The 21,704-nt window shown below is 66.7% G+C and carries 18 protein-coding genes; 5 read left to right on the top strand and 13 right to left on the bottom strand.

Annotated features, from left to right (window positions below):
* Positions 1-5: 5 nt before the first annotated feature.
* From ACZ46Y_RS13285 to tmpA, 6 genes are read right to left on the bottom strand one after another with little or no spacing between them, the layout of a single operon-like run.
* On the bottom strand, positions 6-1,205 hold the full coding sequence (locus tag ACZ46Y_RS13285; protein WP_311955726.1) for a pyridoxal phosphate-dependent aminotransferase: 1,200 nt from the start codon (positions 1,203-1,205) through the stop codon (positions 6-8).
* Positions 1,206-1,213: 8 nt separating this feature from the next.
* The gene (locus ACZ46Y_RS13280; protein WP_311955728.1) at positions 1,214-1,957 is read right to left on the bottom strand and encodes a class II aldolase/adducin family protein; all 744 of its coding nucleotides are present in this window, start codon (positions 1,955-1,957) and stop codon (positions 1,214-1,216) included.
* On the bottom strand, positions 1,954-2,901 hold the full coding sequence (locus ACZ46Y_RS13275) for a glycine betaine ABC transporter substrate-binding protein (RefSeq protein WP_311955730.1): 948 nt from the start codon (positions 2,899-2,901) through the stop codon (positions 1,954-1,956). The genes ACZ46Y_RS13280 and ACZ46Y_RS13275 overlap by 4 nt, the downstream gene beginning before the upstream one ends.
* 53 nt (positions 2,902-2,954) lie before the next feature.
* Positions 2,955-4,550, bottom strand: a complete 1,596-nt coding sequence (locus tag ACZ46Y_RS13270; protein WP_311955733.1) for a 5-guanidino-2-oxopentanoate decarboxylase — start codon at positions 4,548-4,550, stop codon at positions 2,955-2,957.
* Complete coding sequence (locus ACZ46Y_RS13265) at positions 4,547-5,152, bottom strand: HD domain-containing protein (protein ID WP_311955734.1); 606 nt, start codon at positions 5,150-5,152, stop codon at positions 4,547-4,549. The genes ACZ46Y_RS13270 and ACZ46Y_RS13265 overlap by 4 nt, the downstream gene beginning before the upstream one ends.
* A complete protein-coding gene (tmpA, locus tag ACZ46Y_RS13260; protein WP_311955738.1) occupies positions 5,149-6,264 on the bottom strand; it encodes a 2-trimethylaminoethylphosphonate dioxygenase in 1,116 nt (371 codons plus the stop codon). Before tmpA ends, ACZ46Y_RS13265 begins: the two co-directional genes overlap by 4 nt.
* A 103-nt stretch (positions 6,265-6,367) precedes the next feature.
* Between tmpA and ACZ46Y_RS13255 the strand changes: the two genes are divergently transcribed.
* Positions 6,368-7,372, top strand: a complete 1,005-nt coding sequence (locus tag ACZ46Y_RS13255) for a GlxA family transcriptional regulator (RefSeq protein WP_311955741.1) — start codon at positions 6,368-6,370, stop codon at positions 7,370-7,372.
* Between the two features lie 61 nt (positions 7,373-7,433).
* Here ACZ46Y_RS13255 and ACZ46Y_RS13250 read toward each other — a convergent pair whose 3' ends face one another.
* The 3 genes from ACZ46Y_RS13250 to ACZ46Y_RS13240 all read right to left on the bottom strand — a co-directional run bounded on the left by ACZ46Y_RS13250 (position 7,434) and on the right by ACZ46Y_RS13240 (position 11,146).
* Positions 7,434-10,286, bottom strand: coding sequence for an ankyrin repeat domain-containing protein (locus ACZ46Y_RS13250; RefSeq protein ID WP_311955743.1), 2,853 nt, complete (start codon positions 10,284-10,286; stop codon positions 7,434-7,436).
* Positions 10,287-10,471: 185 nt separating this feature from the next.
* Entirely contained in the window at positions 10,472-10,786 is a 315-nt protein-coding gene (locus tag ACZ46Y_RS13245; protein WP_311883527.1) for a DMT family transporter, read from the bottom strand.
* Positions 10,787-11,146 (bottom strand): DMT family transporter, encoded by a 360-nt coding sequence (locus ACZ46Y_RS13240; RefSeq protein ID WP_311883525.1) that lies wholly within the window; start codon positions 11,144-11,146, stop codon positions 10,787-10,789. It abuts the gene before it with no gap.
* Between the two features lie 154 nt (positions 11,147-11,300).
* Here ACZ46Y_RS13240 and ACZ46Y_RS13235 point away from each other — a divergent pair, with 154 nt between their 5' ends.
* The 3 genes from ACZ46Y_RS13235 to ACZ46Y_RS13225 all read left to right on the top strand — a co-directional run bounded on the left by ACZ46Y_RS13235 (position 11,301) and on the right by ACZ46Y_RS13225 (position 15,180).
* On the top strand, positions 11,301-13,715 hold the full coding sequence (locus ACZ46Y_RS13235; RefSeq protein WP_311955746.1) for a Lon protease family protein: 2,415 nt from the start codon (positions 11,301-11,303) through the stop codon (positions 13,713-13,715).
* The gene (locus ACZ46Y_RS13230) at positions 13,702-13,866 is read left to right on the top strand and encodes a universal stress protein (protein ID WP_311883521.1); all 165 of its coding nucleotides are present in this window, start codon (positions 13,702-13,704) and stop codon (positions 13,864-13,866) included. The genes ACZ46Y_RS13235 and ACZ46Y_RS13230 overlap by 14 nt, the downstream gene beginning before the upstream one ends.
* Positions 13,867-13,968: 102 nt before the next feature.
* Complete coding sequence (locus tag ACZ46Y_RS13225) at positions 13,969-15,180, top strand: dihydrolipoyl dehydrogenase (protein WP_311955749.1); 1,212 nt, start codon at positions 13,969-13,971, stop codon at positions 15,178-15,180.
* 32 nt (positions 15,181-15,212) lie between these two features.
* Here ACZ46Y_RS13225 and ACZ46Y_RS13220 read toward each other — a convergent pair whose 3' ends face one another.
* From ACZ46Y_RS13220 to ACZ46Y_RS13210, 3 genes are all read right to left on the bottom strand, one after another.
* Positions 15,213-16,535, bottom strand: coding sequence for an MFS transporter (locus ACZ46Y_RS13220; protein ID WP_311955752.1), 1,323 nt, complete (start codon positions 16,533-16,535; stop codon positions 15,213-15,215).
* Positions 16,536-16,560: 25 nt separating this feature from the next.
* Complete coding sequence (locus tag ACZ46Y_RS13215) at positions 16,561-17,787, bottom strand: TauD/TfdA family dioxygenase (RefSeq protein WP_311955754.1); 1,227 nt, start codon at positions 17,785-17,787, stop codon at positions 16,561-16,563.
* A gap of 107 nt (positions 17,788-17,894) precedes the next feature.
* The gene (locus ACZ46Y_RS13210; protein ID WP_311955757.1) at positions 17,895-18,848 is read right to left on the bottom strand and encodes a GlxA family transcriptional regulator; all 954 of its coding nucleotides are present in this window, start codon (positions 18,846-18,848) and stop codon (positions 17,895-17,897) included.
* A 132-nt stretch (positions 18,849-18,980) separates the two neighbouring features.
* On the opposite strand from ACZ46Y_RS13210, the gene ACZ46Y_RS13205 reads away from it, so the two are divergent.
* Positions 18,981-19,940, top strand: coding sequence for a GlxA family transcriptional regulator (locus ACZ46Y_RS13205; protein WP_311955759.1), 960 nt, complete (start codon positions 18,981-18,983; stop codon positions 19,938-19,940).
* A 30-nt stretch (positions 19,941-19,970) separates the two neighbouring features.
* On the opposite strand, the gene ACZ46Y_RS13200 is transcribed toward ACZ46Y_RS13205, so the two are convergent.
* The gene (locus ACZ46Y_RS13200) at positions 19,971-21,626 is read right to left on the bottom strand and encodes a BCCT family transporter (RefSeq protein ID WP_376717588.1); all 1,656 of its coding nucleotides are present in this window, start codon (positions 21,624-21,626) and stop codon (positions 19,971-19,973) included.
* Positions 21,627-21,704 lie beyond the last annotated feature (78 nt).

The raw sequence follows: 21,704 nt of genomic DNA, 5'->3' as shown, positions 1-21,704 counted from the left end.
GCAACTCATTGGACGGGGGAAAGAGAGGCAGCCTCGGCCCGGGCCGCCGTGGCGGTCTGTGCCAGGCGCCGGCTGGCCGCGCGCAGTTGCGCTTCGTCGACGGTCAGGCTGAGGCGCACAAAGCCCGCGGCGGAGGGGCCAAAGGCCTCGCCGGAGAGGACCGACACGCCCTGCTCGTCGAGCAGACGGTCGGCGAAGGCCTGGGACGAAAGCCCCGTGGCGCGCACGTCGACCATCATGAACATGCCGGCCGCGGGCTTGACAACCTCGACTGCCGGGCAGTCGCCGAGGGCGTCGCAGACGGCGTCGCGGCGGGCGCGGTAGGCCTCGCGCATGGCGTCGAGCTGGGGCGGCTGTTGCTCGAGGGCGCTGCAGGCGGCGTCCTGGACGAAATCCGGGCAGCCGTAGAGCATGCACAGCGCCAGGTGGCTCAGATGGCCGATCAGAGCTTCGGGGCCGAGGACCCAGCCCAGCCGCCAGCCGGTCATGGCGTGGGACTTGGAGAGGCTGTTGACGACCACGGTGCGCTCGGCCATGTCGGGCAGGCCTGCCGCGCAGAGGTGATCGCCTTCAAAGATCAGCTCGGCGTACACCTCGTCGGAGATCAGCCAGAGGTCGTGGCGGCGGCAGAGCGTCGCCACGGCCTCCCACTGCTCGGCGTCGATCAGCTGGCCGGTGGGGTTGTGGGGGCTGTTAAGCATGATCGCCCGGGTGCGCGGGGTGATGGCTGCTTCGATGTCGGCGGGTTCCAGGCGAAAGCCGCTATCGCCGGACAGGGGAATGCGCACCATGGTCGCGCCGGTGGACTCAAGCACCGCTTCGTAGGTGACATAGCTCGGCTCGGCGACGATGACTTCGTCGCCGGGGTCGAGCAGGCACTGGGCGGCGGCGTAAAGGCCGCACTGGGCGCCGGCCATGATGATCAGGTTGTCCGGCGAAATATCTACCCCGCCCGCCTGATAGCGGCGCGCAATTGCCTCGCGCAGGGCCAGTTTGCCCTGGACGTCGGGGTAGTGGGTGGCCCCGGCGCGCAGGCTTTCCACGGCGCTTTCGACGATCGGCGCCGGGGTATCGAAGTCCGGATCGCCGACGGAGAGCACGGTGATGTCTTCGCCGTCGGCCTGGCGGGCCAGCGCGCGGTTGTGAATGTCCCAGGCCGCCGCGCCTTCGCCGGCGATGCGCTCGGTGAGTCGGGAATATCGCATGTTAGCCCTCAGTGTTCAGGAGAGGTGTCGTTGTCGTCGGGCAGGCGGCGGCGTTCGGCCTGCCAGGCGCACGCGGTGCCGTGGGGGCTCTCGGCCCAGGCTTCGTACTGGCGGGCGACTTTTTCGGCAAGCTCGGGGGAAGCCAGCCGCAGCGGGCGCCCCGTGGCCTGGGCGGCCAGCTGGGTCTGGCAGCTGCGCTCCAGGTCGCGCATGCGCAAAAACGCCTCGCCGACGCTGCTCCCGCAGGTCAAAAGGCCGTGCTGGCGCAGGACCATTGCCGAGTGGTCGCCGAGATCGGCGGTCAGCCGCTGGCGTTCGTCGAGATCCAGGGAGATGGCTTCGTAGTCGTGGTAGGCCAGGCGGTGGTGAAACTGCAGCGACCACTGATTCAGCGGCAGCAGGCCTTCCTCAAGGCACGAAAGCGCCACGCCGGCAACGGTGTGGGTGTGCAGCACGCAGGCGACTTCGGGGCGCGCCGCGTGGACGGCGCTATGGATGGTGAAGCCGGCCGGATTGATGCCCAGCCCCGCAGGGTCGTCGAGCACCTTGCCCTCGGCGTCCACGGTCACCAGGCTGTCGGCGCGGATCTCTTCGAAGCGCAGGCCGAAGGGGTTGAGCAGGAAGCGCTCGCCGGGCAGGCGAGCGGAGATGTGGGTCGAAATGCCGTCGTCCATGCCGTCCAGGGCGATGAGGCGGTAGGCGGCGGCCAGGTCATGGCGGATCGCTGCTTCGGACTCGGGGGGTGCGTTCACAGGCTCTCCTTGACCGCTGCCAGGCCGTCTTCGCCGTCCCGGGTGGTGACGCCTTCGAGGAAGGTGGCAACGCGCTCGGGGTGGTCGGCCAGCCAGTCGTGGGCCACGGTTTCAAGGTCGCCTTTTTCCAGACCGAAGGCGCGGATGAACTCGCTCTGCTCGTCGGCGGAGAGAACGAACTGGTCGAGGAGCTTGAGCATGTTGGGGTTGGCGTCGGCGTAGCGTTGGGTGACGATGGTCTTGACGGCGCTGCTGCCGTTATCGTCGCCGTAGACGCCCTCGGGGTCCTCGAGAATCACGGTGTCGTACTCCGGCACCATCCAGTGCGGCGTCCAGCCGTAGAAGATGATCCAGCGCTCTTGCCTGGCCGCGCCCTCGACCTCGCTGAGCATGCCGGGCGTCGAGGAAGGCTTGCCCTCCCAGTCGCCGAGCCCGTAGACGTCGGCGTCGATGGCGTCGTTGAGCATGTCGGTGACCGTGGAGCCGTTTTCGATGCTGTAGACGCTGTGCTCAAAGCGTTCGGCAACGTCGGGGTCGGCCAGCTGCTCGGCGCTGGTGATGCCGGCATCGGCGACGTAGCCCGGCACCGCAAAGCCCATCCGCGCGCCGTTGACGTTGTTGCCCAGATCGACAACGGCGCCGCTTTCCATGGCGGCGTCGTAGCTTTCCTGCTGGGCGGGCACCCAGCCGGCGAGAAAGGCGTCGCTGTCGCCGTTTTCCAGGGTGGAGTAGCCCACCGTCGAGCTGAGCTGCTGCTTTTCGGTGGTGTAGCCAAGCGGCTCGATAAGCTGGGAGAGAATCTCGCTCTTGACGGTGACCCCTGGCCAGGGCGGAACCACCAGGCGCAGGCTGTCGTCTTCATCGGTGGCGAGGGCGGAGCCGGACAGGCTCAGCCCGGCGATCAGGGTCAGGGTCGTGGCGGTGCGTTGTAGTGTCGTATTCATGCGTCAGACGCCTCCTTATCAGGGGTGAAAATCGGACGATGTCGAGCGCGGTGTCAGAGCGACGCGGCCCAGGCGGCTGCATCGATCTCGATCAGCAGCGGTGAATCGGCCTCGCTGAGCCGGCCAAGCGCCGCGTGCAGGCTTGTCGGGCTGCCGGCATGAGTATGGCGGCAGCCGTAGGACAAGGCGAGAGCCGAGAAGTCCGGCGCGGTCAGGTCGACGCCGAGGTGCGGGACCTCGCTGAGCGACATGTAGCGGCGGATTTCCTCGTAGCCGTCGTTGTTCCAGATGAGCACGGCCACCGGCCGGCCGAGATCCCGGGCGGTGCCCAGCTCGCCGAGCACAAACTGCAGCCCGCCGTCGCCGACCAGTGCGACCACCGGCAGATCGGGCTGCGCCAGAGCGGCGCCCAGGGCAGCGGGCAGGCCGTAGCCGAGCGTGCCAAAGCCGGTGGCGGCGTTGAACCAGCGCCGCGGGGCGGGCATCGAGGCGAGGAAGTTGCCGGCGTAGACCGGGCCGGTGGAATCGCCCACCAGGATGGCCTCGGGCAGCGCGTCGTGAAGCGTGGTGAACAGCGGCGCGTAGGGCGCCAGCTGCGGATCATCCGCCAGCGCCAGGTGGCGACGCAGGGTGGCGGCGCGCCCGGCGCCGTCGCGCGCGGCGCTCGCCGGCAGATGCTCGGCGAGCCCGCGCATGGCCTCGCCGGCGTCGGCCTGGATGGCGAGATCGGCGGCCTGGTTGCGGCCCAGCTGCTCGGCGTCGATATCGACCCGGATCAGCCTGCCGTCGAGGTGAAAGTCGTCTTCGGCGTCCAGCTCGTAGTCGGTTTCGCCGATCTCGGTGCCCAGCGCCAGCACCACGTCGGCCCCGGCGGCGAGGCAGCGCGCGGCGGGCAGGCTCATGGTGGCGCCCAGGTCCAGCGGATGCTCCCGACCGAGTACGCCCTTGGCGTTAATGGTGGTAAAGGTCGGCGCGTCGAGCTGCTCGACCAGCGCCCGGGCCGCCTCGGGGTAGGCAGCGGTACCGCCGCCGAGCAGCACCAGCGGGCGCTCGGCGCCGCCGAGCCAGTCGCCGGCAAGCTCAAGCGCGGCGGGAGCCGGCGCGGGAGGAAAGACCTGCGCCGGCCGCGTGGGCTCCGCCGGCGCCGGGGCGTCGATGACGTCAAGGGGGATCTCGATGTGCACCGGCCCCGGGCGCGCGCTGCTGAAAATCGCAAAGGCGCGCGCCAGCACCTCGGGCAGCGCCGCCGGGTCGTTGAGGCTGTGGCTGAGCCGGCTGACCCCGGCGAGCGTCTCGCTCTGGTGGGGCATTTCGTGCAGCCGGCCCTGGCCGCGGCCCAGCGTCGGGCGGTGGTTGGCGCTGGAGATGACCAGCATGGGCACCGAGTCGGCCAGCGCCTGGCCCATGGCGGTGGCGATGTTGGTCATGCCCGGGCCGGTGACGATGAAGCAGGCAGCGGGCCTGCCGCTGGCGCGGGCGTAGCCGTCGGCCATGAAGCCCGCGCCCTGCTCGTGGCGCGGGGTATGGTGGTCAAGCTGACTCTGCCCCAGGGCGCGGTACAGCTCGATGGTGTGAACGCCGGGAATGCCGAACGCGGTGTCGACCCCGTAGGATTCGAGCTGCTGGATCAGTAGCCGGGCACAGTTCATGAGCTTGCCTTCGCGTCGGTCACCGCCGGCAGGCCGCCGAAGGGCTCGCGACTCAGCACGCGCTCGACCATGGGCACGAAGTGCTCCAGGGGCAGGGTGTCGTAGTTGGGGTCGAAGCTGGCCTGATCCCAGCGGTCGCAGAAGCGCACCGTGCGCGCGTAGGCCGGGTGATCGCGGAACTGCTCCCGGGCGTGGCGATCGAGGCCGAAAAAGTGGAGGTAGTGGTAGCCCTGGAAAAGCTCGTGGTGGCGGATCATCCAGGCGTTGAGCGGATCGATGAAGGGCTCGAGGATCCCCGCGGCGATCTCGGCGTGGTTGGCCGGCGAGAGGTCGTCGCCGATATCGTGCAGCAGCGCGCAGACGATCATCTCTTCGTCGGCGCCGTCGCGCAGCGCCCGAGTGGCGGTCTGCAGGCTGTGCTCAAAGCGGTCGACCGGGTAGCCGTGGTTATCGCCGGACAGGCGGTGCAGGTGCGCAAGCACCCGCTGCGGGGCGTCGGCGACGTAGTCGCGAAAATGATCGTCGATCAGCGCCCACTCGTCGCGGCTGGCTTCGCCGAAGTGGCGGAACTGGGCCTGGGAAGGATTCTGTTCCTGGCTCATGCAACCTCCTCGCTTGCGGAATGGGTTAGCTGGCGGCGCAGCACCAGGCGACGGCTGGCGGTGCTGTCGCGGTCTACGTAGCCCTGGCGCATGTGGCGGACGCCGCCGGCCAGCTCGTAGGCGCGCCGGCCGTGGAAGAGGCGGTAGTTGTCCATGACCAGCATCTGGCCGGGGTTGAGCTTGAGGTGCACGGTCAGCTCGTCGCCGGTGATCAGCTCATAAAACTCCCGCCGCGCGGCGTAGTAGGCCTCGAGCTCGTCGGCGGGCAGCGCCGGCACCCGCTCGGTGCGGTTGGAGTAGCGCACCCGGACGGTTTCGCCCCGGCTGTTGAGCTCGATCAGCGGCCCTTCGCTTTCCAGGTGGGTGGTGTCGTCCTGGTAGCGGAAGGTGGGCCAGACCCGGGTCAGGGCGTCAAAGGCGTCCGGGTTGCGCTCGCGGAGCACCTCGGCCGCGCGATAGCCGTCGACCAGGGTGTTGTCGCCGCCGTCGGCGGCGTTGGTCAGGCAGTGCAGCCAGATGTAGCCGGGAATCGGATCGCGGTAGGGGTTGTCGGTGTGGGGCTCCAGGCCGCGCTGGGTCATGGTCAGGTCGTAGGCGTTGGCCACCGACTTGACGTCGGCAATGCCGCCCCAGTTGGTGCGGCGCAGCGGGCCGACGCGCTCGATCAGCGCCTGCATGCCGTCCTCGGTGGTGGGGACGTTGGACACCAGCACGAAGCCGTAGCGGTGCAGCCCCTCGAGCATGTCGAGCAGCGCGCTGTCATCGTCCAGGGCGGCGTTGAAATCGGCCTGGGGTGCTTGCTCGAGGGTGGCGTCCCAGAGCGGCTTTTCCGCCTTCTCCGAGGATGTCTTGAGCAGCGCGTCCAGATCGAACTCGGCCTGATGGCCGTCGCTGAAGCGTACCGAAAGCTGCTTGCCGTCGACGTCGGCCTGCTCGATGCGCAGGTCCAGCGGCAGAGCGGCGGCCTCGATCAGGCGCTGGCCGGTGCGGGGATCCAGGGTGTCCTCGGCAGGGCTGCGCTCGCGCAGCCAGAGAGCTGTGAGCTCCCGGGGCTGGTCCTGGTAGTCAACGACCAGACGATGATTGTCGGCAACGGTTTTGACGTGAGTCATGGCGGCATCTCCACAAGCGTGCTACGGGTGACGGGCATCTACCCTAGTCCGGGGCGGCGGATATGACTTGATAAAAATAGACTTTTTGTTGATCATTTTAGCCATGAGCGACAACTTCGACCCCGTTTGGCCTTATCCGCGCCCCGACTCGCCGCCGCTTCTCGACCCCGAACAGGCCGAGTACACCCTGGATGTCTGGGTGGTGCCCAGCTTCTCGATGCTGACGCTGTTCTGTCTGTTGGAACCATTGCGGGTGGCCAATCGCTTCGGCAGCGATCTCTTTGCCTGGCGGCTGCGCTCGCTGGACGGCGAAGGCGTGGTGGCCAGCAACGGCGTGCGCATCGAGGTGGACGGCGAGCTGGACGGCGTGGCCGACGATGCCAGCCTGATGGTGGTGTCCTCCTATCAGCCGGAGGCCGCCGTCAGCGCCCCGGATCGTGCGGTGCTGCGCCGGGTCGCGGCCCACGGCGGCTGGCTCGGCGGGCTGGATACAGCACCTTTCATCCTCGCGCGCGCCGGGGTGCTGGAAGGCTATCAGGTAGCGCTGCACTGGGAGAGCGTGCCCGCCTTTCGCCGGGAGTTTCCCCAGCTTGAGGTCAGCTCGTCGTACTACGAGCTCAACGCCAGGCGACTGACCGGCGGCGGCGGCGTGGCAAGCATCGACATGATGCTCGCCTGGATCGGGCTTGCCTACGGGCCGGCTCTGGCCGACGCCGTCGGCCGCCAGCTGATCTATCAGCGCCACGAGCGCTCGCCGGTGGATCTTGACGTGCGCTATGCGCATCTGCCGCGCAGCGTGGTCAAGAGCCTGACGGTGATGGAGGCCAACATGGCCCGAACGCTGCCGATCCCCGAGATCTGCCGGCTGGTGGGCCAGTCCCAGCGCCAGCTGACGCGCCAGTTCCGGGCCCATTTCGGCGAGACGCCCAAGCAGTGCTACCTGGGGATGCGGCTGGACCGCGCCCAGCAGCTGCTCGCCGGCAGCGGCTGCCGGACAACAGAAGCCGCCGTAGCCACCGGTTTTCAGCACCTGGCGCACTTTTCGCGCGCCTACCGCGCCCGCTTTGCCGAATCCCCCCGGGAAACTGCGGCCCGGGCGGTGGAATAAGCGGCGTCAGTCCTCGCCGGCGGATCGCCGAGGCAGCAGCTGCCTTGAGGCGGCGCGCTGACTATGCCTCCCCGGGCCGATCCGCCTCCAGGGTACGGCGCAGGGTGTCCAGTCTGTCACGCTGCCACCGATCATGGTCGTGCAGCATGTCGGCGCCAAACCGGTGAGCCTGCTGCGAGGATAGGGTTTCCGCGAAGCGGCGGATATCCAGGTCCTCCAGCGGGAAGCGCTGGTGTAATGGGACCCACGCCGCGCCGTCGCGAAGCTTCAGGGCCGGGTTGAGCACGTAGTGGCCGCGTTTCACTCGCAGGAACAGCTTGCGATTGTAGCGGTCTTCGCGCCGGATCTCGTTCTTGGCGAGGATGCTGGAGAGATATTGTCGGCGCTTGCGGCGCGGCGGCAGGACCCGGTCGGGAAGCCGGGCCACCCAGGCCTCGATATCCTGGGCGGTGTAGCCTTGGTGCCATACCATGGCCGGGCCGAGATGGCGATAGAACATGGCCTGAAGCAGTTCGAGAAGGAAGGTCTCCATGAGCCGGCGATCGAGCTTCACCAGGCGCTCGTCGACCTGCACGCTGAGGCTCGTCGGCGCCAGCAGGGGATAGAGACCGGCCAGGCGCTGGCGGGCGAAGGCGTCGTCGAGCACCGCCTGTTCCAGGGCGAAGTGCAGGGCGGTGAAGCCGTTGTTGGCGGTCAGCGTGGGGTCGGCGCCGCGCTCGATCAGCTGCTCCACCAGGGCGGCGTTGCCCAGCCGCGCCGCGAGCATCAGGGGCGTGAGGCCGAAACGGGTGCGATGGTCCACGCCGTAGCGCTGGGTATCCCGGAACACCGCCGTGGGATGCTTCATCTCGTAGCTCATGAAATGGTTACGATGGAGCTGGCGCACCGCCTTGTTCTCGGTATCCAGGGCGGGCTTGAAGCCGGCCTCGGCGAGGGCGTTCAGAGTGGGACGGTGATGGTGGAGCAGGGCGTATTCGAAGACCTCGAGGCGCGCCTTCTTGCCGCCTTCGGCGAGCACCCGGTCGCGTAGCGCCTCGAAGCCGGCATGGTCCAGCACCGTCCAGGGCACCGGCTGTTCCTCCAGTATCCGCTCGCGAATTGCCTGGGCCTGCTCGTCCTTGCCCTGGAGCTCGAGGCGCCTGGCCTCGTGCTGCCAATCCTCGAGGGAGGAGTCGTCCTGCTCCAGCTGAAGTTCGCCCTCCAGGCTTTCTACCTGCAACAGCCGTAGCAGCGGATGGTCGAGCCGCGTCTCCACCAGGTAAACGTGGCGCACCGCCCGGGTCACCGCCACGTAGAGGGCATTAATGAAGAACTTGTAGATCTCCAGCGATTTGTCGCGCTTGTCCTTGGCGCGGCGGTAGCTGAGCTCCTCGCGTTCCAGCGCCTCGGGGTCCACGCCCCTGGCGATCTCCTGAAACATGTCCGCATCGTCGCTGACCACGTTGTAAAGGATGACGCTGTCGTATTCGAGTCCCTTGGCCTCCTGGATCGAGAAGACCAGCGGGGTGCGGAACCAGCGCCGGGCCTCCGCCTTCTGCGCCGGATGCAGCACCACCACCGCGAACCGCGTGGAGCGGGCGGTGCGGCTATCGAGCTCGCGCTTGAGCGCCTCCCGGTTCTCCAGCAGCTGTACCTGCCCCGACTGCTCGACGGCGCTGCGCACCAGGTAGTTGCTCTCGCGATCCACCGAGCCGAAGCGCGCATGCTTGAGCTTGAGGATGCGGTTGGCCAGCGCCGTGACCAGCGGCGCGTTGCGATAGTTGGCGTGCAGGATGCGCACCACCTCGCCGTGGCCGGTCAGATCGCGCTCGTGGAAGAACAGCGACTTGACGCTGGCCCAGGAGAAGAAATTGGGATGCACGATCTGGTTGGCGTCGCCGCTGAGCAGGAACTGACCGGGCTCGCGCAGGGTTTTCAGGATCAGGTAGAGCTGAACGTTGGTGATATCCTGCACCTCATCGACCACCACGAAGTCATAGCCGGGCTGCACCAGGGCGAGGTGATCGTGGGCGACCAGGTTGGGGTCATAGAGCCCTTGTTCCTCGAGAAAGGCGAGGTAGCGCTCGAAGAGGTCATAGACCCGGGGCCGCTCGGCCTCGGGGAAGATCGACTGCTTGACGCCGAGTTCCAGGTACTCCTCCCGCGATCGCCAGCCGCTCTCGGTCACCGGCCCGGTGATCACGCCGCGGATCTCCTCGTGGAGCTTGTGCGGGTCGCTCAGGCCGCTGCCCTGGCGGTGGCGCTGGAACCAGGCCTGGAAGTCGCGGTTCTCGACCTGCCGCCCCTGCGGCACCTGGATGCTTTCCAGCAGCTCCTGGAACGACAGGAAGTCCACCGACTGGTCGGGGTTGTCGTAGCCGTGGGCGTAGTAGAGATCCCGGGCGCTGGTCACCAGATAGGATGAAAGGCTGACATAGAGCACCTCACCGATGGCCTCCTTGAGCTTCTCGAGGATCAGCGCCGTCTTGCCGCTGCCGGCGGAGCCGACCACCACCAGCGGCGGCGACGAGGCGAAGATATCCTCCTGCTCGTCGTCGAAGGTCAGGATCTTGTCGAGCAGGTGGAAGCGCTCGCGGGTCGGGTGCAAGTAGCCCAGGGCCTCAACGTCCGCCTCGTCCGGGGCGTCAAGGCGCGGAATCTTGTCCTCGTCGATCACCGCGTCGCCGGCCAGGAAGCGCGATCGATCGTAGGCGTGATTGCGCAGGTATTCGAGTATCAGGCAGCAGGTCTCGCCCGCGTGCCGGTAAAGCGAGAACAGTATCCGGTCGCGCTTGTTGAGCCGTGCCCGATAGAGGTTGTCGCCGATCTTGCGGACATCGGCCTGCCGAAAGTTGTCCGCTTCCAGGGCGGTGCGCAGCTTCTTGAAGCCGGGGATCGATTCCGTGTCTAGATCGCTATACAGCAAGACTCGCATGGGGTAAGGGCCGTGTTCGTTTGGCGGTTACGCCAAGGTGCTGAGATGTCCTGCCGCGCAGGAGCGTTGACCGTTGCAGAGCACGATTATTGCAAAGGTCCGAACAGAGAGCAAAGAGGGGTAAGCAAAGCCCAGCTACCAGCGCAGCAGAAGGCGCTCAAGGTGCTTATACTACGCCACGATTACTACGCCACGATTTTCAGGCCAACGGCGCCACAGATGATAAAAGTCAGGAATACAAGACGCAGACGGCTCATGGGCTCCCGGAAGAACATTACTCCCATGATGACGGCGCCCGTGGCGCCAAGCCCGGTCCAGATGGCATAGGCGGTGCCCAGAGGGATCTCGCGCATCGCCAGGGCAAGAAAGTAAAAGCCCAATGAAAAGACGACGATAACCGTCAGCAGCCATTTCCATGAGTTTCTTTTCAGGTACATGTTGATGCTGGCAACGCCGAAGATCTCGCCGAAACTGGCAATAAACAGGTAGATCCAGGCCATTTATGCACGGTCTCCCTTTGGGCTCGGAGCCTTTTCAAGTGGCTTCCTGTCAGCTTCAGTGGTCAGCTGAACCCCGACAACCCCAACAATGATAGACAGGATAAACAGCCCCTTGAGGAAGGTAAACGGCTCGCCCAGCAGGGTAAAGTCGATGATGGCGATGGCGGCTGCGCCGGTTCCGGTGAAGGTCGCATAGACCGCCCCGGAGGGCAGCACGGCGCAGGCCTTGATGATGAAATAAAAGCTGAAAACGAGCGCAATGACCGTTCCCGACCACATCCAGAGATTGTCTGAATACTTCAAGCCCAGAACCCAGAAGATTTCGACAAATGCCGCCCAGAAAACATAGGCCCAACCCATTAATCGCACCCTGAAAAGTTAACTAACCTTTAAGCGTAGTGAGAATTCATACTACATGAACGAAGATGTTACCGTGTCATGAAGACATTTATTCAGTGTTTTCCTGACTTGTTATGCCACTATACTACTTGAACTCAGGGGGCATGAGGAAATCATGACGGCTCATCCTGCACCGCTTGCCGCTGATCGGCTCTACCGACATTGCGACCCCGATTCGCTGGATTTCGAGACCAGCGACGAACTCAGGGCGCTTGATCAGCTGATTGGTCAGGAGCGAGCGCTAGAGGCGCTGCGTTTCGGCACGGGCATCCAGGGGCAGGGCTACAACCTGTTCGTGCTGGGGCCTTCCGGGGCGGGCAAGCACGAGATCGTGCAGCGCTTTCTACACGAGCGTTCCCGCCAGGCGCTGACGCCTTCCGACTGGTGCTATCTGCACGATTTCATGCAGGGCAGGCATCCACGTCTTATCGAATTACCCGCGGGAAAGGGCGCGCGGTTTCGACGTGATCTCGAGCAGCTGGTCGAGGAGCTGCAGCACGCCATTCCTTCCACCTTCGAGAGCGACGAGTACCAGAGCCGCCTGCATGAAATCCAGCAGGAGCTGGGTCAGCGCCAAAGCGAGGCGTTTCGCGAGATCGGCAAGGAGGCCGAGCAGGATCACATTGCCCTGATCCAGTCGCCCCATGGCTTCAGCTTTGCGCCGCGCAACGACGAAGGCGAGGTGATGGACGTGGAGGCGTTCCAGGCGCTGCCCGAGGAGCGTCGCCAGGCCATTCAGCGCACCATCGCGGTGTTGCAGGAGAAACTGCAGAAGACGGTTCAGCAGATGCCGCGCTGGCGCAAGGAGGTGCAGCAGCGCATCCAGGAGCTTAACGAGGAGATGGCTGCGGCCTCGGTGGGGCCGCTGCTCGAGGAGCTGCGCGAGGCCTATCGTGACCACCCCCGAGCGGTCGAGCACATCAATGCCATCCAGAAGGACGTGACCGAGAACGTCAATGCGCTGATCAGTCAGGAGGCGCCCGGCAATAGTTCCATGGCCTCGGTCTTCAGTCGCTATCAGGCCAACCTGCTGGTGGACAGCGCCGAGCAGCAGGGGGCCGCGGTAGTTTACGAGGACATGCCGACTTATCAGCATCTGGTGGGGCGGGTAGAGCATCAGGTGCACCAGGGCGCGCTGCTGACCGACTTTCGCCTTATCCGGGCCGGCGCGCTGCACCGCGCCAACGGCGGCTATCTGATCCTCGACGCCGTCAAGGTGTTGACCCAACCCTTCGTCTGGGAGGGCCTCAAGCGTGCCCTCTACGGGGCGCGGGTCAAGATCGAGTCCCTGGAACAGCTCTACAGCCTGGCCAGCACGGTGTCTCTGGAGCCCGAGCCCATGCCGCTGGATCTAAAGGTCGTGCTGATCGGCAATCGCATGCTGTACTACCTGCTGTGCGCCTACGACCCGGACTTCCTGGAGTTGTTCAAGGTACAGGCGGACCTCGAGGAAGACGTGCAGCGCGACGCGGATACCCAGCGGCTCTATGCGCGCCTGTTCGCCACCCTGGCCCGGGAGGCGAATCTCAAGGCTTTGGGGCGCGACGCCGTGGCGCGGCTCATCGAGCATGCCAGCCGTCTCGCCGACGACAGCGAGCGCCTTTCCGTCCAGCGCCGCGCCTTTCGCGATCTGCTGCGCGAGGCGGACTACTGGGCCGCCGAGGCGGGAAGCGATCAGGTCACCGCCGAACATGTGCAAGAAGCCATCGACCAGCAGATCTATCGCGCCGCGCGGGTGCACGAGAGCCTGGAGCGCTCGATTCTGCGCGACATCATGCTCATCGACACCGCCGGGGAGGCGCTGGGCCAGGTCAACGGCCTGTCGGTGATCCAGCTCGGCGGCCATTCCTTCGGGCGTCCCACCCGCATCACCGCCACGGCGCGGCCCGGGCGCGGTGGCCTGGTGGATATCGAGCGCGAGGCCAAGCTGGGCGGCAACATCCACTCCAAGGGGGTGATGATCCTGTCGCGCCTGCTGGCCTCGCGCTACGCCGGTGAATCGGCGCTGTCGCTGTCGGCGAGCCTGGCCTTCGAGCAGTCCTACGGCATGGTCGACGGCGACAGCGCCTCCGTGGCCGAGTTCTGCGCCTTGCTTTCGGTGCTCGCCAGGGCGCCGCTGCGGCAATCCCTGGCGGTGACCGGTTCCGTCAACCAGCACGGGCAGGTGCAGGCGGTGGGCGGCGTCAACGAGAAGATCGAGGGGGTTTTCGACATCTGCCGGGCCCGGGGGCTGAATGGCAGTCACGGCGTCCTGCTGCCCAGGGCCAACGCGGTGCATCTCATGCTGCGCAGCGATGTAGTCGAGGCGGTACGGGCCGGGCAGTTCAGGGTGTATGCGCTTGATAGCGTCGATGAGGCCATCGGTCTGCTGACTGGCCTGGTTGCCGGTGAGCGCCAGACAGACGGCTCCTTCCCCGCTGGCACTGTCAACCGGCGCGTCGCGGATTGCCTGAACGAGTTCGCCGACATTGGCCGCCGGCAGAGCAGCGGCGACAACCGACAGGATGCGAAGCGCGATGACGATACATGACAGTGGTCGCCTGATTTCGCGGGTCGTGGTACTGCTCGACGGCAATCGTCGCGCCCAGCGGATGCTCGACGAGGCCACGCGGCTGGCCAAGCGCGAAGACGCGGAGCTCGTGGGACTGTTTGTCGAGGACACGGAGATGCTCGGAGAATGATACCGCGCTGATCGCTGTTCCTTGAGCCTGGATCGTCTCCAAGCGGCTGGCCATGACGTGGGATAGGTGGGTCAACGCAACACGGTGAAAGAGGGAGAAATCATGACACGACAAGTGAAGCTGGTGATTCTGGGCGCCGGCACAGCGGGGCTGACTGCCCTCAGCGAGGCGCGGCGCTACACGGACGACGTGCTGCTGATCAACGCCGGCCCTTACGGCACGACCTGCGCGCGGGTTGGCTGCATGCCCTCGAAAGCGCTGCTCGAGGTCGCCCATGCCTACGGGCGCCGGGACTGGCTGGGAGAGAGCGGAATACGAGGCACCGACACCCTTGAAGCGGATCTGGTCACGATCATGGCGCACGTGCGCACCCTGCGTGATCGCTTCACTGCCGGTCCGATCGACACCGCCGAATCCCTCGGCGAGCGCAGCATTCACGGACAGCCGCGCTTTCTCGACCCCACCACCCTCGAAGTCAACGGCGAGCGGATTGAAGCCGAGAGCGTAATCATCGCCACCGGTACTCGGCCCAACCTGCCCGAGGCTTGGCGCTCTCTCGGCGATCGCGTGGTGACCTCCGACGATGTCTTCGAGCTCGAGGCGCCGGGCAGGCGCCTGGGCGTGGTCGGCCTGGGGCCGATCGGCGTGGAGCTGGGCCAGGCGTTTGCCCAGCTCGGCTGCGAGGTGCACGGGTTCACTCGCGGGTCCAGCGTGGCGGGACTGAGCGACCCGCAGGTCAATGCCAGCCTGCTCGAGGTGCTCGAGCGCCAGATGACGGTCACCACTGAGGCGGATGTGTCGCTGCACCAAAGTGATACTGGCGTGATGGTTCAGGGCGGCGGGAAAGCAGTGGAGGTCGACTGGGTGCTCGCCTCCCTGGGGCGGCGGCCCAACGTCGAAGGGCTGGGTCTCGAGAAACTGGGGGTAGAACTCGACCAGCGGGGCGTGCCGTTGTTCGACGAATCGACGCTGCGTATCGGCGAGCTGCCGGTTTTTATCGCCGGCGACGTGGACGGGCTGCGCCCGCTGCTGCACGAGGCGGCGGACGCGGGAAGAATTGCCGCCTATCACGCCCTGCATCCGGATGCCCAATGTCTTGCTCGACGCACGCCCCAGGGGATCGTCTTCACTGAGCCGGGCGCGGGCCATGCGGGTCTGACGTCGCGGCAGCTGCCCGACACCGGCATCGTCACCGGCAGCGTCGATTTCAGCAAACAGGCGCGAGCGCTGATGGCTGGGCGCAATGCGGGCTGCCTCAAGCTCTACGCCGACGAGAGTGACGGGCGCCTGCTCGGCGCAGCGCTGGTCGCCTGATGCTTGATTCGATTTGCCGAATTAACAGGCCGTCAGTCCTGCGGCTCCGCCTCGGCCGCGGCATCCGGCGCCGGGTCGAAATCAAGCTCGAGCTGGGTCGGCTCGCTCGCCGCTTCTTCGACCCAGGTGGCGCCGAGGGTCGCGGTCCCGGCGGGAACCGCCACATAGCGGCCTTGATCGTCGGCGACCGTCGCCGGGTGGCGTACGAGGCAGTAGCCGCCGAAGGCGACGATAGCGGCGTGGATCAGCGCCAGATCCCAGAGAAACCCCGCGGGGCCGAGCCACTCCATGAGTAGCCCGGTGCTCAAGGGGCCAAGGATGGCACCGATCCCCAGCGCCAGTACCAGGCTGCTGCTGGCGGCCACGGTCTGCGACGGGCTGAGGACGTCGTTGGCGCAGGCGAGAAAGAGCGAATAGAGGGTCAGGGTGGTGCCGCCGAGCAGCACGCCGAGCAGGGTCAGCTGGCCGGCGCCGTCGACGAAGAGGCCGAGTAGGGCAAGCGCCGTTGCCAGGCCGGCGACGATCATGATGACAAGCTGGCGGTCGGTCTTGTCCGAGAGCTTGCCCAGGGGCCACTGCAGCAGGGCACCGCCGAGAATGAAGGCGCCCATGAAGGCCGCCACCTGGTCGAAGGCCAGGCCGCGGGCATTGGCGAAGACCGCTCCCATGCCGAAGACGCTGCCGTTGGCGATGCCGGTCAGCAGGCAGCCCATGGTGCCCAGCGGCGACAGCCGGTAGAGCCGCCTGAGGCTCATGGATTCCGGCTGGCCGGTATCCGGCTGGGGCGTGTAGCTGAGCAAAATCGGCACCAGCGCCAGCGACACCAGAATTGAGACCACCAGAAAGAGGATGATGCCGTTGGGGTCGGCCAGGTTCAGCATCAGCTGGCCGCCGCCCATGCCAAGGTAAGTGATCACCATGTAGAAGGCCAGCAGCCGGCCGCGCAGGTGGTTGCCGGCATGGCCGTTCAGCCAGCTTTCGGTGACCACGTAAAGGCCCGCATAGGTGAAGCCGGTGAGCGCGCGCATGGCGGCCCATACCCAGGGGTCGACGAACAGCGCGTGCACGAGAATGGCAACCGAGGTGACCGAGGCCAGGGCGGCGAAGACCCGTACGTGGCCGACGTCGCGCAGCTTGCGCGGCGCCAGGGTCGAGCCCGCCAGAAAGCCGACGAAATAGGCCGACATCACCACGCCGGTCACGGTATTGCCGAAGGCCTCTTCGGCGGCGCGCACGCCAAGCAGGCTGCCCTGCAGGCCGTTGCCCAGCATCAAAAGGCCCACCCCGAGCAGCAGCGCCCAGAGGCTCCAGGCCGCGGAAACGGCGGTAGCGGGTGGCTGGGCGGTGGCGGTCATGGTGAGCCTCCGGCGAGGGGCCTATTTAGGCAGCGTCGTCCAGGCGACGCTGGCGGCGGGCGCGCTCAATCATGCGATAGCGCGAACGCACCTCGTCACGCTCCATGTAGCAGCCCTGCAGCCAGCGGCGGCCGGTGCTGTTCTCGAAGGCGTCCCGGGCGTGCAGCAGGCGGCGGTTGTCGAAGATGACCACGTCGCCGGGATGATAGGTAAAGCGGATGGAAAACGCCGGGTCGCGCAGCAGCTGCTGCAGCGTCATCAGCGCTTCATAGGCCGGCTCGACGTCTTCAAAGGCGGTCTGCAGCGGGCCGCGCAGGAAGTCGGCAATGCGCACCTCGAGCAGCTCGCCGCGGGCATCGAGGCGAATCATCGGCTCGAACCAGACGTAGTCGGTGGTGCGCGCGGTATTGGCGTAGCGCCAGCGAACCCGGGTCAGCGTTTCCCAGGCGTCGGGGTGGCGGTCGCGCAGGGCTTCGGCGATGGCAAAGCCGTCCATCATCACCGCTTGACCGCCTTCCACGCTGTTTTCCAGGCAGTAGAGCATTTGCAGGCCCGGGTGATACTCGCGGGTGGGCAGGTCGACGTGGGGCGGCAGGGCGATGGAGGTATAGGCGTTGGAGTCCGGGTCGGGCTTGGCCTTGACGTCGAACAGCTGGCCGAAGTTGGTGGGTCGCACCGGGCCGATACGCCGGGCCAGCGACTCGATGGAGTCGGGTTCGGTGGGCAGGTTGCGCAGCCGCACCAGGCCCTTGCCGAGCACGCTTTCCAGCGCCGGGGCGAGAACGGCCTCTTCGGCTTCGCTTTCCGGCGTGGTATCCAGCAGCCCGCTGGCGTCCAGGGTGTCGGGGCTGGCATCGGCGCCGCCAAGCCAGGTGGTGACCGGCACCAGCGGCGCTTCGGGGTCGGTGGCGTTGTCGTAGTCGTTGGCCCGCAGCCAGCCGGGGTGGAAGCGCAGGCGGCGATCCTCGGGGCCGAAGGTGACGCAGAGGGCGCCGGCGTCGTCGATCTCGGCGACGGAGACTTCCGGCCAGGCCGACAGGGTGGAGAGATCCAGGATGCGCTCGCGGGTCGCCGGATTGACGGTGCTTTCGTCGGCGGCGTTTTCGCGCAGCCAGACGCTGTGATAGCGGCTGACGCGGCCGTCGCTCCAGTTCACCGTGACCAGGCGCGGGGTAAAGGCAACGTCGACCAGGTCGGCGTCCACCGGCCAGGCATCGTAATCGGGCGTTAGCGGTAGTTCGCTGTGTGTCATGAAAAACTCCTGAGCGTCGTCATGGGAACGGCCACAGGATGGCAGCGCCGCGGCGGTGATTCACCACAGAATTCGACGGCGGCTATGCACAATTCGACAGGTGCGGCTCAGGGCAGCCGCCGCCAGGCGCTGGGGGTCAGCCCGTGGCGCCGGCGGAAGGCGCGGGTAAAGCTCGACGCCGAGGCAAAGCCGCAGGCAAGGGCGATATCCATGACGCTGTGGCGGGTGTCGCGCAGCAGCCGCTGGGCGTGGCCGAGGCGCCTGTCGAGATAGACGCGCTGGGGGGAGCTTTCCAGATGGCGGGCGAACAGCCGCTCCAGGCTGCGCCAGGAGAGGTTGAGCCTGGCGGCCAGCTCGCCGATGGCCAGCGGCGTTTCCAGGTTGGCTTCCATCAGGTCGATGGCTTTTTGCAGGTTGGGATCGTCGGGCCGGCCGCGGTCGCGCTGGCGGCTGGCCGGCCGCCGCCCGGGGTCGTGGATCAGCTGCTCGCGAACGCGCTTGACCAGCCGGTCGCCGTGGCGGCGGCGGATCAGGTCAAGGCTCATGTCGATGGCGGCGCTGCCCCCGGCGCAGGAGAAGCTTTCGGGGGTGACTTCAAAGATCGACTCGACGGCGTCGACCCGCGGGAAGCGGGCGCGAAACTCGGGCAGTGACTCCCAGTGCAGCGTCACCGTCTGGTCGTCGAGCAGGCCGGCCGCGGCCAGGGCAAAGCAGCCGGTGTCCACGCCGCCGAGAACGCAACCCGCGGCGGCGCGCGCGCGCAGCCAGTCGAGCAGGGCCGCATCGATGCCGGCCTCCGGGGCAAAGCTTGCGCACACCGCCAGGCTTGGCACGGCAGGTGCCGCGGCCATGGCGTGGCCGGCGTCCAGGGTCATGCCGTTGGAGGCGGCCACCGGGCCGCCGTCCTGGCTGATGATGTCCCAGTCGAACAGGGTCTGTCCGCTGATGCGGTTGGCGATACGCAAGGGTTCCACGGCCGAGAAGAAGGCGACCATGGCAAAGCGCGGCAGCAGCAAAAAACCGATTCGCTCCGGGGCGGTATCGGGGGCGTGGAGTCTCATGGGCGTGGGGTCGGCGTCGTGGCGTAGTCGTGCCGATTGTAGAGACTGCGCGGGCGGTTGCAACGATGCCCTTGTTCGACCGGCGCCGGGCGGCCACTATAAACGGCCTCCCTTGCTGTTGCGGTTTGTGCCATGCGCCTTGACTACTTCGGCCCCACCCCCGAGCCGGTGGGGTTTCTGCTACTGCCGCGTTTCTCGATGATGGCGTTTTTTTCGGCGGTGGAGCCGCTACGCATCGCCAACCGTATCAGCGGGCGTCCGCTGTTTGACTGGACGCTGGTCAGCGAAGACGGAAGTCCGGTGACCGCCTCCAACGGCATGACGCTGCTCGCCGATCAGTCCATTAGCCAGGCGCATTCATTGTCGTCGCTTGCGGTATGCAGCGGCTTTGACCCCGAACGCTACCTGAGCCGGGCGCTGGTGCGCTGGCTTCACCGTATCGAGGCCGCCGGCGGCGCGCTGGGCGGGCTGGATACCGGGTGTTTTCTGCTGGCGGCGGCGGGGCTGCTGGAAGGCGAGCGGGTGACGCTGCACTGGGAAAGCCTGCCGGCCTTTCACGAACGCTTTCCGGCCATTGCCACCTCTGACGAGCTTTTTGAGCTTGGCGAGCGACGCTTTTCCTGCGCCGGCGGTACCGCGGCCATGGACATGGCGCTGCACGCCATCGCTCGCCGCCACGGCCAGCGGCTGGCGGTGGACGTCTCCGAACAGCTGGTCCACGCGCGCATTCGCACCCGCCACGATCAGCAGCGCATGACCCTGGCGCGCCGCCTGGGGACTCACAATCGGCGGCTGATCGACGCCGTTAATCTGATGGAAAATCACCTGGAAACGCCGCTGGCGCTCACCGAGGTCGCCCGTCGCAGCGGCGTTTCGCTGCGCCAGCTGCAGCGGCTCTTCAGAGACACCCTGGGGGTTTCTCCGCAGCGCCGGTATCTGGCGCTGCGCCTGGAGCGGGCGCGCTACCTGCTGGAGGAAACCGACCTGGATATCCTCGCGGTGGGGCTGGCCTGCGGCTTTGGCTCGAGCTCGAGCCTGTCCCGGGCCTTCCGCGACCGCTACGGGATATCGCCGCGCCAGGCGAGGCAGTGAGCGCCGGGTAGCGCCCGGCGCTCGAGGGGCTCAGGATTTCGCCGGCTGCGCCCGGTGGGATTCCTGGAACAGCGACACCAGCACGCCGAGGGTCATGACCAGGATGACCACGCTCAGCGGCAGGGCGGCGGCGAGCAGCGCGGTCTGCAGCGCCTTGAGTCCGCCGGCCAGCAGCAGTACGGCGGCCACCAGGCCGATGACCAGGCCCCAGAAGACGCGAAAGCGCTGGGGCGGCTCGCTGTTACCCAGCGAGAGGATAGTCGTAAGTACCAGGGTGCCGGAGTCCGAGGAAGTGACGAACCAGCTCATGAGCAGAAAGACCATCAGCGCAGAGAGGGTCCAGCCGACGGCGCCGGTACCGGCTACGCCGTCGGCGCTGGCGAACAGCGCGGCGGGCAGGTTCCAGTTGTTGACCAGATCAATGATCCCCGCCGTGCCGGGCCCGCCGGCGGCGTTCAGCTCCTGATGGAGCGCGGTGCCGCCGAAGGTGATCAGCCACACAAAGATGATCATCGTGGGAACCAGCAGCACGCCGAGCACAAATTCCCGCAGGGTGCGGCCCTTGGAGATGCGCGCGATGAACAGGCCGACGAAAGGCGCCCAGGCAAGCCACCAGCCCCAGTAGAAGATGGTCCAGGCCTGCTGCCACTGCGAGGGCCCCGGCTCATCGGCAAACCACAGGCCCATGGGCACGAAGTTGACGGCGTAGTCGGCCATGGTCTCGCCAAAGACGGCGATCAGCCACAGGGTCGGCCCGCCGATCAAAAAGGCGCCCACGACCAGCACCGACACCCAGATGTTGAGCTCGGAGATGACCTTGATGCCGCGGCGCACCCCGGAAACGGCGGAGAGGATGGACACCGTCGAGATCAGAGCGATGAGCGTAAGCTGGGTATCGAGGCCGGCGCTGACGCCGATCAGGCGTTCGAGCCCCACGGCCATCTGGCTGACGCCGAGGCCCAGCGAGGTAGCGACGCCGAACACGCAGCCCAGCACGCCGAGGATGTCGACGACGTGACCAATGGGGCCGTAGATGCGATCGCCGATGAAGGGGTAGAGCGAGGATCTGAGCGCCAGCGGCAGGCCGCGCCGATAGGCAAAGTAGGCTAGCGCCATGCCGACGATGACGTAAACCGCCCAGCCGTGCAGACCCCAGTGGAAGACCGCCACGCGCAGGGCATCCACGGCGCGCGCGTGGCCGATGGCCGCGGCGCCGGCCATGTCGGCGTGAGGGTTGTTGGGGTAGCCGAGGGCACCGCTGTCGTCCAGATAGAAGATCGGTTCGGCGACGCCGAAAAACAGGATGCCGATACCGATACCCGCGGAGAAAAGCATCGAAAACCAGGAGAAGTTGCTGAACTCGGGGCGGCTGTCGTCGGTGCCGAGGCGCACGCTGCCGTGGCGGCTCAGCACGATATAGAGGCAGACGGCAATCAGAAACACGATGGTGATCATGTAATAACCGCCAAAGGTGGTTTCGATCCACTCCCGGGCCGTGCCGAATAGGGCTCCGGAAAACTCCGGGTCGATGCCGGTGAAGAGCGCGAAGGCAAGCACCAGCAGCGCGGAGGTGATGGTCATACCCTTGTGCATATGGCGAAAGAACCCCCGGTGCGCCAGAACGGCATCCGGATAGATGGGGGGCGATGTCGACGCGTCAGCACTGGCTGAGTGTCGTGATGACATGGTCGCTTCCTTTGTTGGTGGGCGAGGATCAAGCGAATCTATAGAAGGGTTCCTTGGGTGAGCCGGTCGAGGGGCCGA

The sequence above is a fragment of the Halomonas garicola genome (genome assembly GCF_055382465.1).
The sequence above is the reverse complement of the archived record's forward strand: the minus strand, read 5'-3'. Positions and strand labels throughout refer to the sequence as shown.

What these genes read in the sequence shown, in the direction of transcription:
- ACZ46Y_RS13275 (WP_311955730.1), bottom strand. Translation starts at nt 2,901, where the DNA reads ATGAATACGACACTACAACGCACCGCCACGACCCTGACCCTGATCGCC.
- ACZ46Y_RS13230 (WP_311883521.1), top strand. Translation starts at nt 13,702, where the DNA reads ATGACGATACATGACAGTGGTCGCCTGATTTCGCGGGTCGTGGTACTG.
- ACZ46Y_RS13240 (WP_311883525.1), bottom strand. Translation starts at nt 11,146, where the DNA reads ATGGGTTGGGCCTATGTTTTCTGGGCGGCATTTGTCGAAATCTTCTGG.
- ACZ46Y_RS13245 (WP_311883527.1), bottom strand. Translation starts at nt 10,786, where the DNA reads ATGGCCTGGATCTACCTGTTTATTGCCAGTTTCGGCGAGATCTTCGGC.
- ACZ46Y_RS13235 (WP_311955746.1), top strand. Translation starts at nt 11,301, where the DNA reads ATGACGGCTCATCCTGCACCGCTTGCCGCTGATCGGCTCTACCGACAT.
- ACZ46Y_RS13200 (WP_376717588.1), bottom strand. Translation starts at nt 21,626, where the DNA reads ATGTCATCACGACACTCAGCCAGTGCTGACGCGTCGACATCGCCCCCC.
- ACZ46Y_RS13210 (WP_311955757.1), bottom strand. Translation starts at nt 18,848, where the DNA reads ATGAGACTCCACGCCCCCGATACCGCCCCGGAGCGAATCGGTTTTTTG.
- ACZ46Y_RS13265 (WP_311955734.1), bottom strand. Translation starts at nt 5,152, where the DNA reads ATGAGCCAGGAACAGAATCCTTCCCAGGCCCAGTTCCGCCACTTCGGC.
- ACZ46Y_RS13225 (WP_311955749.1), top strand. Translation starts at nt 13,969, where the DNA reads ATGACACGACAAGTGAAGCTGGTGATTCTGGGCGCCGGCACAGCGGGG.
- ACZ46Y_RS13215 (WP_311955754.1), bottom strand. Translation starts at nt 17,787, where the DNA reads ATGACACACAGCGAACTACCGCTAACGCCCGATTACGATGCCTGGCCG.
- tmpA (WP_311955738.1), bottom strand. Translation starts at nt 6,264, where the DNA reads ATGACTCACGTCAAAACCGTTGCCGACAATCATCGTCTGGTCGTTGAC.
- ACZ46Y_RS13250 (WP_311955743.1), bottom strand. Translation starts at nt 10,286, where the DNA reads ATGCGAGTCTTGCTGTATAGCGATCTAGACACGGAATCGATCCCCGGC.
- ACZ46Y_RS13220 (WP_311955752.1), bottom strand. Translation starts at nt 16,535, where the DNA reads ATGACCGCCACCGCCCAGCCACCCGCTACCGCCGTTTCCGCGGCCTGG.
- ACZ46Y_RS13255 (WP_311955741.1), top strand. Translation starts at nt 6,368, where the DNA reads ATGAGCGACAACTTCGACCCCGTTTGGCCTTATCCGCGCCCCGACTCG.
- ACZ46Y_RS13285 (WP_311955726.1), bottom strand. Translation starts at nt 1,205, where the DNA reads ATGCGATATTCCCGACTCACCGAGCGCATCGCCGGCGAAGGCGCGGCG.
- ACZ46Y_RS13270 (WP_311955733.1), bottom strand. Translation starts at nt 4,550, where the DNA reads ATGAACTGTGCCCGGCTACTGATCCAGCAGCTCGAATCCTACGGGGTC.
- ACZ46Y_RS13205 (WP_311955759.1), top strand. Translation starts at nt 18,981, where the DNA reads ATGCGCCTTGACTACTTCGGCCCCACCCCCGAGCCGGTGGGGTTTCTG.